The sequence below is a fragment of the Nostoc sp. KVJ3 genome (assembly GCF_026127265.1).
Taxonomy (GTDB): Bacteria; Cyanobacteriota; Cyanobacteriia; order Cyanobacteriales; family Nostocaceae; genus Nostoc.
Map to the genome: position 1 here is coordinate 2,828,148 of NZ_WWFG01000001.1, position 15,427 is coordinate 2,843,574.

General features: G+C 42.3%; 10 protein-coding genes. 7 read left to right on the plus strand and 3 right to left on the minus strand.

Going from position 1 to position 15,427, the window contains the following annotated elements; all coding sequences use genetic code 11:
* Window positions 1-76 precede the first annotated feature (76 nt).
* Both GTQ43_RS11030 and GTQ43_RS11035 read right to left on the minus strand, forming a co-directional pair.
* Window positions 77-388 (minus strand): Rpn family recombination-promoting nuclease/putative transposase, encoded by a 312-nt coding sequence (locus GTQ43_RS11030; RefSeq protein ID WP_265273735.1) that lies wholly within the window; start codon window positions 386-388, stop codon window positions 77-79.
* Between the two features lie 91 nt (window positions 389-479).
* Window positions 480-3,017 carry a dynamin family protein gene (locus GTQ43_RS11035; protein ID WP_265272646.1) on the minus strand — a complete coding sequence of 846 codons (2,538 nt, stop codon included), beginning with the start codon at window positions 3,015-3,017 and terminating at the stop codon, window positions 480-482.
* Between the two features lie 701 nt (window positions 3,018-3,718).
* On the opposite strand from GTQ43_RS11035, the gene GTQ43_RS11040 reads away from it, so the two are divergent.
* The 5 genes from GTQ43_RS11040 (at window position 3,719) to GTQ43_RS11060 (ending at window position 10,880) form a co-directional block, all read left to right on the plus strand.
* Window positions 3,719-7,060 (plus strand): PAS domain-containing protein, encoded by a 3,342-nt coding sequence (locus GTQ43_RS11040; protein WP_265272647.1) that lies wholly within the window; start codon window positions 3,719-3,721, stop codon window positions 7,058-7,060.
* 358 nt (window positions 7,061-7,418) lie between these two features.
* Window positions 7,419-8,141, plus strand: a complete 723-nt coding sequence (locus GTQ43_RS11045) for a cyclase family protein (protein ID WP_265272648.1) — start codon at window positions 7,419-7,421, stop codon at window positions 8,139-8,141.
* 109 nt (window positions 8,142-8,250) lie between these two features.
* Entirely contained in the window at window positions 8,251-9,747 is a 1,497-nt protein-coding gene (locus tag GTQ43_RS11050; protein ID WP_265272649.1) for an aldehyde dehydrogenase family protein, read from the plus strand.
* A 192-nt stretch (window positions 9,748-9,939) separates the two neighbouring features.
* Window positions 9,940-10,176 (plus strand): regulatory protein SipA, encoded by a 237-nt coding sequence (gene sipA, locus GTQ43_RS11055; RefSeq protein ID WP_265273736.1) that lies wholly within the window; start codon window positions 9,940-9,942, stop codon window positions 10,174-10,176.
* A 146-nt stretch (window positions 10,177-10,322) separates the two neighbouring features.
* Window positions 10,323-10,880, plus strand: coding sequence for a peroxiredoxin (locus GTQ43_RS11060; protein WP_265272650.1), 558 nt, complete (start codon window positions 10,323-10,325; stop codon window positions 10,878-10,880).
* 400 nt (window positions 10,881-11,280) lie between these two features.
* On the opposite strand, the gene GTQ43_RS11065 is transcribed toward GTQ43_RS11060, so the two are convergent.
* The gene (locus GTQ43_RS11065; protein WP_265272651.1) at window positions 11,281-11,760 is read right to left on the minus strand and encodes a hypothetical protein; all 480 of its coding nucleotides are present in this window, start codon (window positions 11,758-11,760) and stop codon (window positions 11,281-11,283) included.
* 191 nt (window positions 11,761-11,951) lie between these two features.
* Here GTQ43_RS11065 and rpiA point away from each other — a divergent pair, with 191 nt between their 5' ends.
* Window positions 11,952-12,659, plus strand: coding sequence for a ribose-5-phosphate isomerase RpiA (rpiA, locus tag GTQ43_RS11070; protein WP_265272652.1), 708 nt, complete (start codon window positions 11,952-11,954; stop codon window positions 12,657-12,659).
* A gap of 528 nt (window positions 12,660-13,187) precedes the next feature.
* Window positions 13,188-15,422 carry a hypothetical protein gene (locus tag GTQ43_RS11075; protein WP_265272653.1) on the plus strand — a complete coding sequence of 745 codons (2,235 nt, stop codon included), beginning with the start codon at window positions 13,188-13,190 and terminating at the stop codon, window positions 15,420-15,422.
* Window positions 15,423-15,427 lie beyond the last annotated feature (5 nt).

Below are 15,427 nucleotides of genomic sequence, written 5' to 3' on the forward strand. Positions count from 1 at the left end.
TGATTCTCTTTAGCACTGCCTTTTTTATCTGGCGCGATGCGTAGATTGGGCTACGCTATGAAAATTGCAGCAGTTCCTAAGTCGGTCTTGAAAATTCTTGCCCAGTTGCAAGTCTTACTTTTTCGATAGTTAAATTAAGTAACTTGGCAACTTCTTCTATTGGCATACCACTAGCTAAAAGCTGAGGTAGAAGTTCAAGTTTTAGTTCTTCTCGTCCCTCTTGTTTAGCTTCTTGATAAACCCTAGTTTCTTCTAACTTAACTCCTAACATAGCCTCTACCTCTTCACGACTTAAGTTGGCAAATTTATAAACAGCGATCGTTGTGATTACATCTATTATCTCTTTCTTCGCTAAAACAGTTATCTGTTCTTGTTGCACCCGCTCAATTAAACCAGGACTTACGCAAAATACCTCTCAAACTCTTATTACTCCGTGTTCTCTGCGCCTCTGCGGTTCGTTCATTCTAAGTTAGCTCACCTCAAACATCTAAGTAAGAAACAGCAGCGATTTCAGAAAGAATCTGCAACCAAGTAGGAATTGCTATTTCAGGTGGCAAATCCCCAGCCGCTAAATATCTCAGCAAAGTTTCTTTTTTTGAAAGGTTTTGCAAACTAGGAATAATTTGATCCAAAATGCCTTCTAATTCGGAATTAATTTGCTGATTAACTTCACTAACATACTGCACAAGATGGAGACTAGCGCTAGCAGTGATTTCATCTCGCAGTCGCAGTACTAAAAGTTGGTGATTGCTCGATCTAGATAAACCCTGGCTTTTTTCTGGTGCCCAGTCAAAGATTTGACCAATGTTGTGTTTTTCGTCTTGACGCGCTAGGGGAAAGATGGTTTCAGGTGCAACGTTTTTATCTTTACTATTAATTTCCGAGATGATTGCTTCCTTCCATTCGTTAGGATCGCATCCGAGTAATAACTTGTAAAAGAGATCGGCATCTTCAAAACCAAATTTCTCTTCAATTTCTTGTTCCATATCTGGATGGAAAAGTACCTGTAATTGTTCGCGTTCTGGGGCTACATAATTTGACAATTGGTTCAACAAATCTACCACTGCTTGATGGATGCGATCGCGGGCAAAATCTTCTACTTCCTGAACGGTTTTTTCAAATACTGGATAAAAATCATCGCTCTTAGTTGGCAGGGAAGTATTTACACGGTTTCCCCGATCGAATAATTTCCCAGCTGCACCTTTAGATTCTGCCAGAGCGATCGCTCCATTGTTGGCTTTGTTGAAGAGTAATGTCCACTGATTCCAATTGAGGATTCTAAAAGTGAGTTCGTCTTTTACGACATCGCTGACGACAATACCGCGTCGGTCTTTGAGTGGTTCTGTCCCTAAATCTTTTTGAAAATTCCTATAGATTTTATCCAAGCTTTCGACTACAAAGCGCAACTCGATAAAGGCGGGGCTGTCTCCTGTGGGGATACCTTGCTCGTGAATTTCATCTATGATGTCTTTCAAGTGGTCTTGTTGCTGACTCACTACATCAGCCGCCCTGCGAGTATCTTCATACAGTTGCTTCAAACCGTGAGTTGCTACGTGAGTTTGAATCAATTCCCGCAGCTTACTAAGTCCACCATCTTGACCAAAATAACCTAGCTGTTTGCCTAAATTACTGCGGGGATCGGTGTCTAACAGCCGTTCGCTTAATAACTCCCATTTATCTTGTAGCCGTTTAGACCGATCTAGGTAATCAGGATAATCTAAGTTAGCCAAAAAATCTGGTGAACCCGCTTTGACGGTACTAGAACGTTTTGCTAATTCAGCTAGTCCCAACAATGGCGACAGTAAAACGATCCGGTCTTTTTGGGTTGTAAAGGCTTCTGCACCGTCAATAGTAGTTTGCAGAACTTTGAGTTTTTGGAAAACGGTTTCCTCTTTTAAATGTGGACTATCTTCAATCAGTTGGTCAAGTTCTCTTTCGCCACCTTCACTGTCTAGGGGGAGTTGATCGAAGCGACCCACACCAACGAGAATTAAATCTTTCAAGTCTTGTCCCGGTCGCTGCTGCTGCATCATGGTGAAAATTTTGTTGGCGCGATCGCTACCGGGAGATTTACCATTGAGCAATACCAAAATTGTTTGCACTTCTGCCAGTTCTCGCAGTGACAAAAAGGTATCCCTAGCCCCCGAATTAGCAGCCCCCAATCCTGGAAAGTCAATCAGAATAAATTTAGCTCCACCTGTAAAATCCCAAATTTCCCGTGAGATTTTCACATCGATATCTACACGGCGGATCAGTGGGAAGCTATTCTGCAATAACTTTGTTGGTAGTCTTTGGGGTGGACTTGGTAATCGAATATGCGCTGGCGGTAAATCCTCAAATTTTAGACCTTGGATTGCCATTGGCTGTTCGACCAGCTGTAGCCCTTCACGGGCGGTAATAGCATCAATCTGGTAGTGCCCACCACACATCACTTCCCCATAAGCTTGATAAGCCCGCAGGAATAATACCAACTCCCGCAGTAAATAACGTAACTCCAAATTATTACTACTATTCCAAGCTTCCTCACACCAACCAATAATATCTTTGCCAGAGTTAAGTCTCGATACTGGTATCGGAGGAAGCCCTGCTGCTGTCGTCCGTTTATGGGCTTCTCCTAGCATGAAGCGTAGACACTCATGTACCCCTTCGTGAGAAAGATATTCTACAGTAAAATTACTTAGTTGAGTAGTTGCAAAGTCGTCTTGCGGGATAATATGTATGGCAGTAACATTACCTGTAGTGGGGTTTTCACTGACAGGTAAAGCATCTGCATATCCAATTAGACTGCCTAAAAGTAAAGTTTTTCCACTACTGAATTCCCCCATCACCCCAATTTTGACAGGTGAAGTTGCAAGGTCTACAGTTTTCTGGGCAGCCGATCGCAAACGCAGGAGACAGTCATCAAGACTAGCTGGAACCCAATCTTCTTGTTTTGAAGGGTGCTGGGGCACAGAATCAATCTTTCGGAGGATGAATTCGCCGTACTCCTTAAAACGGCCCAGTTTATCTGGTTCCATAGAGTAGTTCCCGCTTAACATTAATTTCTGTGAGCTTTATAACATATAAAATACGTTAGCGTAGCTAGTCGTAGACATCGCCAGCCATTGTTGCAACGTGTTGATATCACATTTAGCATTTCTCTCATCTAATTTACGATTTTGGCATGAAGCATCTTGAAGGATTTCATTCATGCTGAATTCTTCTTGATAAAAAATCAATATTTATTTGATATGAAATTCTTGATTATTATGAATTTCTGATGAAGACGGAAGCGCTTAATAGCAAATCATATAGTTATTAGGACTTACGCAAAACTATACGCGGTAGGGGCAATTCATGAATTGCCCTACCGGAGAATAAAGGTTTGGGCTATTTTTTGCGTAAGTCCTGGTTATATTGAGGCTAAACCAGATTTTAGGTAATGCAATTATATGGCTAAGATGAATTTATAGGTAATTTTAATAAGAAATAAAATCCAATAATTTTTCTGATATACCGATGGTTTAAATTTTTACCAAAAAAGCTGAGATTAATCTTATTGATAACTTCAGCATTTTTGCAAAATATTTACACTAAAAAGGGAATTTCCGCAGATGTAAAAATGAATAAAGTATTACTATAAATAGTAGTTGAGGATGAAGATAGTATCCATTTATTATTAGCAAATCTATTTTCAGACATATTACCTTAATAATTTAGGCAGAGCAGGAAGGCAAAGGTGTTTTCTAAAAAGGTGCAGAGCTACATTAACCAAATCAATTTTAAAGAGGAAGAAATACAACAAGATGAAAAACTATTTTGCCAGCAGACAGATACTGCTCCTCTAATGATTTGGATGGCTGGATACAATGCACTTTACTGTTACTTCAATTCCAGTTGGTTGGAATTTACTGGAACACATCTAAAAACAACCGCTTCTGCATCTGCGCCAGGAGAAGAGATAGGGAATATCTGGGATTGTCGCGTCCATCCAGAAGATAGACGGGAATGTAAAAATATATACTTAAAAGCATTTGCGACATATAATTCTTTTCAAAGGCAATATCGTCTGCGTCGGGCTGATGGTGAATATCGCTGGATTTTAGATACAGCCGTGCCACGATTTTCAGAAGATGGCAGCTTTGTTGGTTACATCGGTTATTGTGTGGATGTAACCGAAGTGCGAGCTACCCTGAAAGCAAGCTACTCAGTATCTACAAATTCATCTCGTCGTCTACGCAAATTAACAAAACAAAAACAGGCGGGAGAATTAACAAAAATAGTAAAGCAACTACAGTCCGAAACTGCAAAACGCCAAGCAGTTGAAGCACAGTTACGCCAAAAAACATCAGAACATACAGCATTTTTACAAGTGCTTCCTGATTTATACTTTCGTATTGACGCTGATGGAAGTATTCTGGATTACAAGCCAGGGGAGATAGAGAATCAGTATATTACAACGGGAGATTGCCAGGGTAAGAGTTTGCGAGAATGCCTACCTGCTGCTGGAAGCGATCGCTTCCAGCAAGCAATAACTCAAGTACTGGAAACTCAATCTTCGGTCAGTTTTGAATATACCTTACCACTCCTACAAGGGAAGAATAATTTTGAAACTAGGTTATTACCATTACCAAACCAGCAAATCATAGTTCTTATCCGCCATACCAGCGACAAAGTACAAGCAGCATTAATAGAAAACGATACCAAGTTTCGCACCATTATTGAAAACACCAATAACGTTATTTTTGCCCTGACCCTTGAGGGGATATTTTCTTACGTTTCTCCTAACTGGACTGAAATTTTTGGACATGAGGTTGCAGAAGTTGAAGGCAAATCCTTTGTTCCCTTCATCCATCCCGACGATGTGCCTATCTGTACAGATTATTTCCACAGAATTGCGACAACAACCGAAAAGCAAGACGCAATTGAATATCGGATAAAACACAAAAACGGCACTTGGCGATGGCATACAAGCAACTCATCTGCTATTAGAGATACCAATGGTAATGTTATAAACTTCGTCGGTATTTGCTATGACACCACTGACCGCAAACAAGCAGAAGAAGTCTTGACAGAACGGGCGCGTTTAGCAAATTTTCGGGCTGAGGTAGACGCAGCCCTTACTCAGAGTGACAGCTTACAGAACATGATGCGCCGCTGCACCGACGCTTTAGTTGAACATCTGGATGCAGCCTTTGCTCGTATTTGGACGTTGAACAAAAAAGAGAACGTATTGGAGTTGCAAGTCAGTTCTGGGATGTATACCCACATTAATGGGCCCCATAGATGTGTGCCAGTGGGTCAATTCAAAATTGGTTTGATTGCCGAAGAGGGCAAACCTCACCAAACAAACTCTGTACAGACAGATCCCCGCGTGGGTAACAAAGAATGGGCAAAGCAAGAGGGCATGGTTGCCTTTGCTGGCTATCCCCTAGTTGTTGAAGATGAAACTGTAGGGGTGATAGCCATGTTTTCTCGCCACACACTGACAGAATCAACTTTTAAAGCCCTAGAATTCGCTGCCCAAGAAATTGCTATTGGTATCAAGCGCAAACAAGCAGAAGTTGCACTTAGAGAAAGTGCCCAAAGGGAAGCACTACTCAATCGTCTTTCTAACCAAATTCGAGCTTCCTTGGATCTCAATTACATTGTAGAAACCGCAGTGCAGGAGATCCGTAACTTATTCCAGATTGATCGCTGCGCCTTCTTTTGGTATCGGCAAGAGGCTGAGGTTCCCTACTGGGAAAGAGTATATGAGGCGAAAAGTTCCTCTTTACCCTGTCTGCTTAACGATGGAGAAGCAACGAATGGAGAAATCGAACTCATCGCCGCCAAAACCTTGAATAGAGAAATCATCCGCATTAATGATGTTGAGACTGTGGGCGATGGCATTGCACAGCTATTTTTGCAGGATTTTGGTTTCACTGCCTTTATGTCGCTACCAGTACACACCCAATCTGGCGAAATAGGTGCATTTAGCTGTGGTTCTTGTAGTGGCTTCCGGCCTTGGCTGGACAACGAAGTAGAATTACTACAAGCAGTTACAGTTCAATTAGCGATCGCTATTGACCAAGCCAAACTCTACACCCAAAGTCGCATTGCTGCCCAAACAGCCCAAGACAAAGCCCAGCAACTAGAAGCAGCATTACTAGAACTTCAACAAACCCAAGCCCAACTGATTCAAACTGAAAAAATGTCCAGTCTAGGACAATTGGTTGCAGGTATTGCCCACGAAATCAATAATCCCGTCAATTTTATCTACGGCAATATTACCCATGCCCGTGAATATACCAAGGATTTATTAAACTTGGTAGAACTTTATCAACAGAGTCACTGCCCAGCAACACCAGAGATTCAGCAATACATTTACAACATTGATTTAGACTTTCTCAAGCAAGATTTGCCCAAAATTCTTGATTCTATGAAAATAGGAGCCGAACGCATTCGGCAGATTGTCCTATCTTTACGCAATTTTTCTCGTCTTGATGAAGACGACACCAAAGCAGTAAATATCCATGAAGGTATTGATAGCACCTTAATGCTGTTGCAAAATCGTCTGAAAGCCAAACCAGGACATCCTGAAATCCAAGTAATTCGAGACTACGGCAACCTACCACCAGTAGTTTGTCACGCTGGACAGATGAATCAGGTGTTTATGAATTTGCTGACAAATGCGATCGATGTTTTAGAAGAGGGAGTGGGGAACGCGGAAGAAGCAAGGGGGCAGGGAGCAGCGAGCAAGGGAGAAGAGTTTTCTCCTCTGCCCCCCACACCCCGCCCCTCTGCCTCTGATGCCCTATGCCCCATCCCGACAATTCGCCTTCGCACCCTCATCAAAGAAGGTCGGGTAATTATTAGCATTAGCGATAATGGACTAGGCATGACTGAGGAAGTACGCAAACGCTTATTTGACCCCTTCTTCACGACAAAACCTGTAGGTAAAGGTACTGGTATGGGATTATCAATTAGCTATCAAATTGTTGTCAAAAAACACGGCGGGCAAATCCAGTGTATTTCAGCACCAGGAGAAGGTGCTGAATTTGTCGTTATGATTCCACTAGAGAAGCAACCCGGAACGTAGATGTAATGTTAGGGACTTCCAAATAAAAAACACTCAACCACCTAACATAAAAATCTCTCAAACCCTTATTCCTCTGTGTCCTCTGCGCGGCAGTCGCTCATGGGGGAAACCACGCCAGATGCTCCACTTGGGGAGACCCCAAGACCGCACTGGCTCCCCAAGACCGCGCTGCCTTGCCTCTGCGGTTCGTTTTTTCATGATTTTGCGTAAGTCCTGAGTTCAATTGACTGAAAAACTTTGAAATGGTAGTACTATCTTTGCGTAGGTGTAGCCAAACATAGACGAAGTGTATGAGGGGTTGCGCCTACACACCTTTGAAAAAAATCCCTGAGTACAAATAATAAAGTAGAAGGCTGGGATGATACAACCTCAAAGTCAAAATAGTATCACCTATAGAAATATTATCCACCTAAGTCATGTAATTGACATAGATATTCCTCAATGGTCTGGCGACCCCACAGTAGAATTTGAAACTGTGGCTGAACTAAATAATGATGGCTATTATCTCCGACGTTTCTCCTTGGGGGAACATAGCGCTACCCATATCAACGCCCCTAACAGCTTTCATAGCTATAGTATGGGAATCGACGAATACCCAGCCCAATCTCTGATTGTACCTGCGGTAGTCATAGATATTCGCCAAGCTACAGCGCTGAATTCTGATTATGCCCTGACGATCGCTGATGTTGTGGCTTGGGAAGAACAATACGGTGAGATTCTTCCTGGCTGCGTAGTTATATTGAACACTGGTTGGCAGAAAAAGTGGTTTGATAAAAGTGCATTCCTCAATCATGATGCTCAAGGAATTGCCCATTTTCCAGGCTTTGGCAGCGATGCAACTCAATTCTTACTGAATGAGCGGCAAATTGCTGGAGTAGGAATTGATACTCATGGTGTAGACCCCGGACAGGATAACAGTTTTGCTACTAATCGCCTGGTATTAGAAAAACCGCGAATTGTCTTGGAAAATCTCACCAATTTGGATCAGTTGCCACCCAAAGGTACTACTCTAGCGATCGCACCTCTAAGATTACGTGGTGGTTCTGGTTCTCCTGTAGGAGTATTGGCGTTAGTGCCTTAATTTTTATATCGATATTTGCTTATCACGCCAATTTCCTAAACTTGAGGATAACCTAGAAAGCAAGCAAACTTAATACACAAGTTTCAGTGGATCATCGGAGATTTTCCAAATGACAACTCCGCTATCTTGCCGCAATTATATAGATGGCCAATGGTTGAGTGCTGGAGAGGAAGCAACCCTAGAAAGTCGCAACCCTGCGGACAAAACCGAAGTGGTGGCAACATTTCCCCGTTCTCAAGTCAAGGATGTAGATACAGCGGTAGTCGCCGCCCGGAAAGCCTATCGCAGTTGGCGCACAGTCCCGGCCCCAGCTAGGGCAGAATACATCTTTCGCGTCGGGGAAATATTACTCCAGCATAAAGAAGAACTTGCCCAGTTAATCAGTCGGGAAATGGGTAAACCTCTGACAGAAGCGAGGGGCGATGTGCAAGAAGGTATTGACTGTGCATTTTACAGCGCTGGCGAAGGACGGCGACTATTTGGGCAAACTACACCGTCGGAAATGTCCAATAAATTCGCGATGACTGTGCGAATGCCCATAGGAGTTTGTGCTTTGATTACTCCCTGGAATTTTCCTGTGGCAATTCCTTGCTGGAAAGCGATGCCAGCTTTGGTGTGTGGCAATACAGTCATCCTCAAACCTGCCGAAGATACCTCAGCCTGTGCAACTAAATTGATTGAAATTTTCCAACAAGCAGGTTTACCACCAGGAGTAATTAACTTGGTGCATGGTGTCGGAGAAGAGGCGGGAAAAGCTTTAGTTGAACATCCCAATGTAGATTTAGTATCGTTTACTGGTTCTTCAGAAACGGGTGCTTTTGTTGGCGCTACTTGCGGACGCACTCATAAGCGTGTCTGTTTGGAAATGGGTGGTAAAAATGCCCAAGTGGTGATGGAAGATGCCGATTTGGAACTTGCTTTAGATGGTGCAGTGTGGGGAGCATTTGGGACAACAGGTCAACGGTGTACGGCTACCAGTCGCCTGATTTTGCATCGTGATATCAAAGAAAAATTTACCACCATGCTTTATGAGCGTACCAGTAAGTTACGCTTGGGTGCTGGTAATGACCCTAATGCAGATATTGGCCCGATTGTCAATGAAAAGCAACTCCAACAGGTGAGCAAGTATTTGGATATCGCCCGTGAGGAAGGAGCAAAGGTTTTAATTGGTGGAGAAATTGCCAGTGAAGGCGAATTGAAAAACGGTTACTTCTTTCAACCAACTATTTTGGCTGATGTAACTCCTGATATGCGAGTCGCCCGTGAAGAGATATTTGGGCCAGTAGTAGCATTAATTGAGGTTAGTTCTTTTGAGGAAGCGATCGCAATTCTCAACGATAGCAATTACGGTCTGTCTTCTTCAGTTTACACCCGCGATATCAACCGCGCTTTTACTGCCATGCGCGACATCGAAGCAGGTATTACCTATATTAACGGCCCGACTATTGGTGCAGAAGTACATTTGCCCTTTGGTGGCGTGAAACAAACCGGTAACGGACACCGCGAAGCTGGAACTACTGCCTTGGATGTTTTCACAGAATGGAAAAGCGTTTATGTTGACTTTTCTGGAAGTTTGCAACGCGCTCAAATAGATAACCGCAGTTAGAGTATTCCAAAAAATAAATGACCCAAAACCCGTCGTTGCGAACGCTCGCAATGACAATTGGGTACTTTTTTACTTAGAGTACTCTTAATGTTGCAATACAACAATTTCAGTTGAGTAGACTAGGACTTACAATTGACAGGAAAGACCTTTCAAGATAGTTATGAGTTAATCAAAACTCCTCGCTTGATTAAAATGCCCCAAGAATTCCCAATTGGTAGTAAAGTCCGTGTTGTAGCACTACCGCCATACGTCAAAACTGCTGAACCTATGCCCATGCTGCGCCCCCCCGATGTTATTCACATTGGTGAAGAGGGTATAGTTATTGACCGCCGTCCCGGTGGATATTGGGGTATTCGCTTCACTAGGGGAGCCTTTCTTCTAGATAGCCAATATATAGAAAGCACAGATGTCCCTCCCGAATCTCAGTGATATCGTGTTCCCTTAATCGCTTATAAAACGTCATTGCGAGCGGAGCGATCGCAATGACAACTATTTATCCGAATATGATATGAAAATGAGATTTGTAGCAACCAAAAATTGTAAACTTGTGTAAAGTTGTGATTCTGGTTTGCACCATGATTTCTCGCCGCACTTTTTTAAACATATTATTTACTGGTTGTATTTCTCTCATCAACTGGCTGAATTTTACCCCTACTGCTGATGCTCTTGGTGGTAAACTTCCTGCAATTAATCAACCCGCACCAGAGTTTACCTTGCCAACTAACACAGGTGATGGCAAAATTTCCCTCTCTGAATTACGCGGTAAGTGGCTAGTACTTTACTTTTATCCTAAAGACTTTACCTCTGGTTGTACTATAGAGGCTCGCCGTTTTCAGCAAGACTTACCCCAATACCTCGACAAAAATACCCAAATTATTGGCGTAAGTGCTGATGATATTGATTCTCACGCCAAATTTTGTGATTCAGAGGGACTAAAATTCCCCCTGCTGGCTGATACTGATGGTTCAGTAAGTAAAGCTTATGGTTCGTGGCTCGGTTTCTTATCGATGCGCCACAGTTTTATCATCGATCCTTACGGCATTTTACGCGAGACTTTTGTGAAAGTCAACCCAAATATTCACAGTTCAGAAGTGCTAGCACGATTAGAAAAGTTACAATCTACAGCTTCTTAGGGTGGGTTGAAGATTCGTGAAACCCCAACAAAAACAAGGACTTTTCGTCTTGGGTTTCGTCCCTCAACCCAACCTACCCATAAATTTGTCAAAGCTCTAGAAATCAAGGGTTCTGATTTTTATGTAACGAGAGTAATAGAAGAGCGTTAATAACCTGTAATATCATGTCTGGGTAATTAGTTATGATTCCCACAGTCATTGTACCCCACCCCTTAATCCCCTCCCCTTAGAGGTTGTTTGAAAAGTATTTTGCTGTGACTAAAGTCACTTTGATCCCCCCTAACCCCCCTTAAAAAGGGGGAATCGGAATCAAAGTCCCCCAATTTATCGGGGGATTTAGGAGGATCTAGAACTTTTGATACCAATGAGAGGACTTTTCAAACAGCCTCTTAGTAAAGCTTTAAAAATTAGGACTGTGTTCAGAATCCCAGCACTTAGCATCATGCCAAATTCTATTGGTGTGTTCACATTCTGATCGATCGTAAATCCAAGGAATTGAAGTAGGGTAATACGAGCTAGATATGGGAGTAAGTGAAGATAATACAAATGAAAATATAGTGTAGCTAGAAATCAATAGAATGATTAAAAATCCTATGAGGAAAAAAATATTGGCAGGAGTCCAAAAAGGATATAAATCTTTTTCAGAGCGTAAACGCATTTTAGAACGACGTTCTGAACCTGCTAGCAACACCAGATAAAACCTTAATCCGGGAATTGGTACTGAAACTCTTATATCTAAAGAATGACGAGTCCAAGTACGAGAGGTAAAAACCCTTTTGATGGCTACTAATTGTTCCACTGTAAAGGTATTTGCCACTTCTGGGGCGATCTCAGCGAAAAGTTTCTCGAAGGTAAGATCGGTATGCTGGCGCTTTGTCATGATATTAGTATATTAATATACTATTTTTCTACATAGCAATCTCCTCTGTTCAGGACAATAAGATGTTTTATTTTTTACAAGTTCCTAATAAAGGAAATAGAAATTAGCAAAAACTTGTTTTTTAGCTTTCATGTTTTGACGTTATCTGCCCACTACTATGGACTATAGTCAGTTTTTCAGGAGTTTTGGGAATGACAGGAACAGATCCCGTAAAGTTGATGAAGCAAGAAGTTGGCAAAGCCGCTGCCGCGCTGGTAAAATCGGGTTCTATCGTCGGGTTGGGTACGGGGTCAACCACAGCATATACGATTCAGTTTTTGGGCGATCGCCTCAAATCTGGCGAACTCAAAGATATCATTGGTATACCAACCTCGTTTCAATCAGAAGTGCTAGCGAAGCAGTACGGTATCCCTCTCGCCACCTTGGATGCTATTGACCACATTGATATTGCCATTGATGGGGCAGATGAAGTCGATCCGCAGAAGAATTTAATTAAGGGCGGTGGTGCAGCACATACCCGTGAAAAAGTCGTAGACTACCTGGCAGAACAGTTTATCGTCGTCGTAGATAGTGGCAAGTTGGTAGACCGCTTGGGTTCTAGTTTCCCAGTGCCAGTGGAAGTAATACCAATGGCAATTACTCCTGTTACCAATGCCATCAAAAAACTCGGTGGTAAACCAGAACTCCGCATGGGTGTAAAAAAAGCTGGCCCAGTGATTACTGACCAAGGTAACTTTGTCTTAGATGTCAGATTTGACTCTATAGAAGATCCAGTTGGTCTAGAAAAGACATTGAATAACATTCCTGGTGTTCTAGAAAATGGCATCTTCGTTAACTGTGTCGATTTAGTTTTAGTTGGTGAAGTTAAAGATGGTCAGCCATTAGTGCGTCAACTATAGAGTTATAGATTTTGGATTTTAGATATCTCTAAAATCCAAAATTAAGAAACACCAATTTAACTAAAATTCATAGTCTTCTTTTTCTTCTCTCTCTTCTCTCTGCGTCGCGCCAGTTGCTACAACGGGGGGAACCCCCCTTCGGGTTCAGCAGTTCCTCATGGGGGAAACCCCCAAGACCGGACTGCCTCACCGCAACGCACTGGCAACTCTATTGCCTCTGCGGTTCGTTCAAAAACAAAGAATTTTAGCCTGAACCCAATAGTTTCAATACTGCGTACAAATTAAGTAAGTCGGCGTGAAAATTTCAATGTATGTCATTGCGAATGTAACGAAGTGGAATGTTCGCGGAGCGTCTCCAAGAGTTGCAATCGCAAAGGTCTTGTAGTTTTTATATTCTGTTACACAATTAGGTTTATTTGTACTGGCTTACTTACGAATTACGTTCGCGTAGCGTGCCGGAGGCTCTATTACGAATTATTTAACGGTGCTAATCATGCAAAATATAAAAAAAATAGTATAAATAATAGCATGGAAAAAAGTGTTATTAATGCCAGTCTTTCTACTCAGAACTTAACCTTTCGTCCAGGTGATACTCCTGTATCATTTGAGGTAATAGTCAATAATGACAGCGATCGCTTTGTCAATTTTCAGATAGAAATTACCGCCGCCGGAGAAACCCGGAACACTGGATATCGCTGGTATCGACTCGAACCAGAGGTGGCAGCAGCGAAACCACCAGGCAGTAGTACCATATTCCAAGTCTTCATATTTAATACACCCATTCCCGGATTCGTCGGTACTGTTAACTTGATGGTGAATATTTTTTCACCGCAATTAGCCCAACAGTGCAGACTTGTGCTGCGCCTGAAAATCGAGCGAGATAACAGACCAACACATTTAAGTGTAGAATTACCTGTACGAGAGTTCCAAGTTTATCCCCGCAATTCTGTAGATATACCAGTACGGGTGCGGAATTTGGGGCAACAACCAACTGATGTGGTGCTACGTTTTACAGGCATCGATCCATCTTGGCTGACAGGTAGTGCAGAACGCCGATTATCTCTAGATCCCGGTGGACTATCAGAAGCTACATTTCAATGTCAACCTCCTTCTGTAGTCCAAGCGCCAAGTCAAAATTACCCTTTTACTATTGAAGCTGTTAGCAATAATGGTTATCCAACTAACGCAGAAGGCAAAATTGAAGTTTTACCTGTGGGTTTTATAGACTTTACCACTACAGAAAAACACCTGAAAATTCCGAGTAAATCAGCATGGTTGCCTAACTGGAAATCTCATACAGCTTCCTTTGAATTACTATTTAAAAATGCTAGTAACCTTAACCAGGAAATTAATATCCAGGTACAGGGTAGAGACTGGCGAAAATGTAGTTTCAAAAAGCTTCCCGAAGTTGCCAATCTCCATTTAGGAGAAACAAGTAAAATTATCCTGGATGTTAAAACAAAACGCCCTTGGATAGGAATCGGTAAAACTCTCTTGTTAGAGGCCAAATCTGAATTATCCGACCAACGTTTAGGGAGTACAGACCCAGCCACGCAGACATTAGAAGTGGAGACTCAGCCAATTATACCTCTATGGCTGCAACTGGCCGCGATCGCAATATTAGCCGCACTCCTAGCATTATTACTGAGGCCAACAAATGTCATGCATACACGTTCTGTAAACTCAGTGCGTTTTAGTGGCATTGGTTTATCTGTAGTTAGTGGCTCAGATGATTGTACATTAAGACTTTGGAGAATTGGTGCTGATAGCTTAGACCCCGATGATAGAGTAACATATTCAGGGCAGCCCGTTGCTTGCGATCAACAGCAACAGCCGAAGGGTTTGATGGCGATTACCGATGACGCTGTAGAAGTCTTGCGCTTCATGCCGTTACAAAACGATCGTGTTGCTGTTGGTCTAGATAATGGGGTAATTGAACTCAGAGATGTACCATCAGGTGCAAAGATTAGTCAACTTCAAGACCTTAAAGATTTTAAAGCAAAAGGCGATCGCGTTTTTGATTTAGCTTTCACCTCAAACTCACTTAACTTATTCAGTGGCTATGGCAGTGGTAAAGTTAGAGTATGGTCAAGACTAGCGCCTAACAGCGACTTTCTCCCAGAACCGCAAGTTATCGATGTACAAAGTACATTGAAACTATCAGGTTTCCAAGTCCGGGCATTAAATCTTAGTCCAGATGCAAAAACTCTAGTAATTGCCGGAAACTTTAAACGTTTCATCTTGTGGCAGTGGAACCCAACTCAATCTGATAAACAATTCTCAGGTTTATCAGTGCAAAATCTCGAAAAACTAGACCCATTAGTTGGGCGTGAAGATTATATTTGGGGATTGGCTTTTGTTCCTAACTCGACAGAAAAAATCCTCGCAACCTCCGATTCTGCCGGGTTCATTACGATTTGGAATTTGAATCAGTGTCAAACTATCAAAAATTCTAATCCGCAGGAAAAAGTCAATGAACTAAATTGTTCGCCAATAGATCGCTGGCCAGCATCAAAAACATCTGTGCGTAGTCTAGCATTTAGTGATGATGGTAGTCTTTTAGTAAGTGGTGGCGATGATGGACGAGTGGTGATTTGGTACTTAACCCCCGAACATAAACTCGACAAAACAAAAGCAGCAGAAGGTAAAACAATTTACCAAAGCTCTAAAAAAATCAATAGTATCGACTTGAAAACTAATCAAGGAACCATGATTGTGAGTGGTAGTGAAGATTTTCAGGTCAAACTACACCGCATCAAATAAGGAAG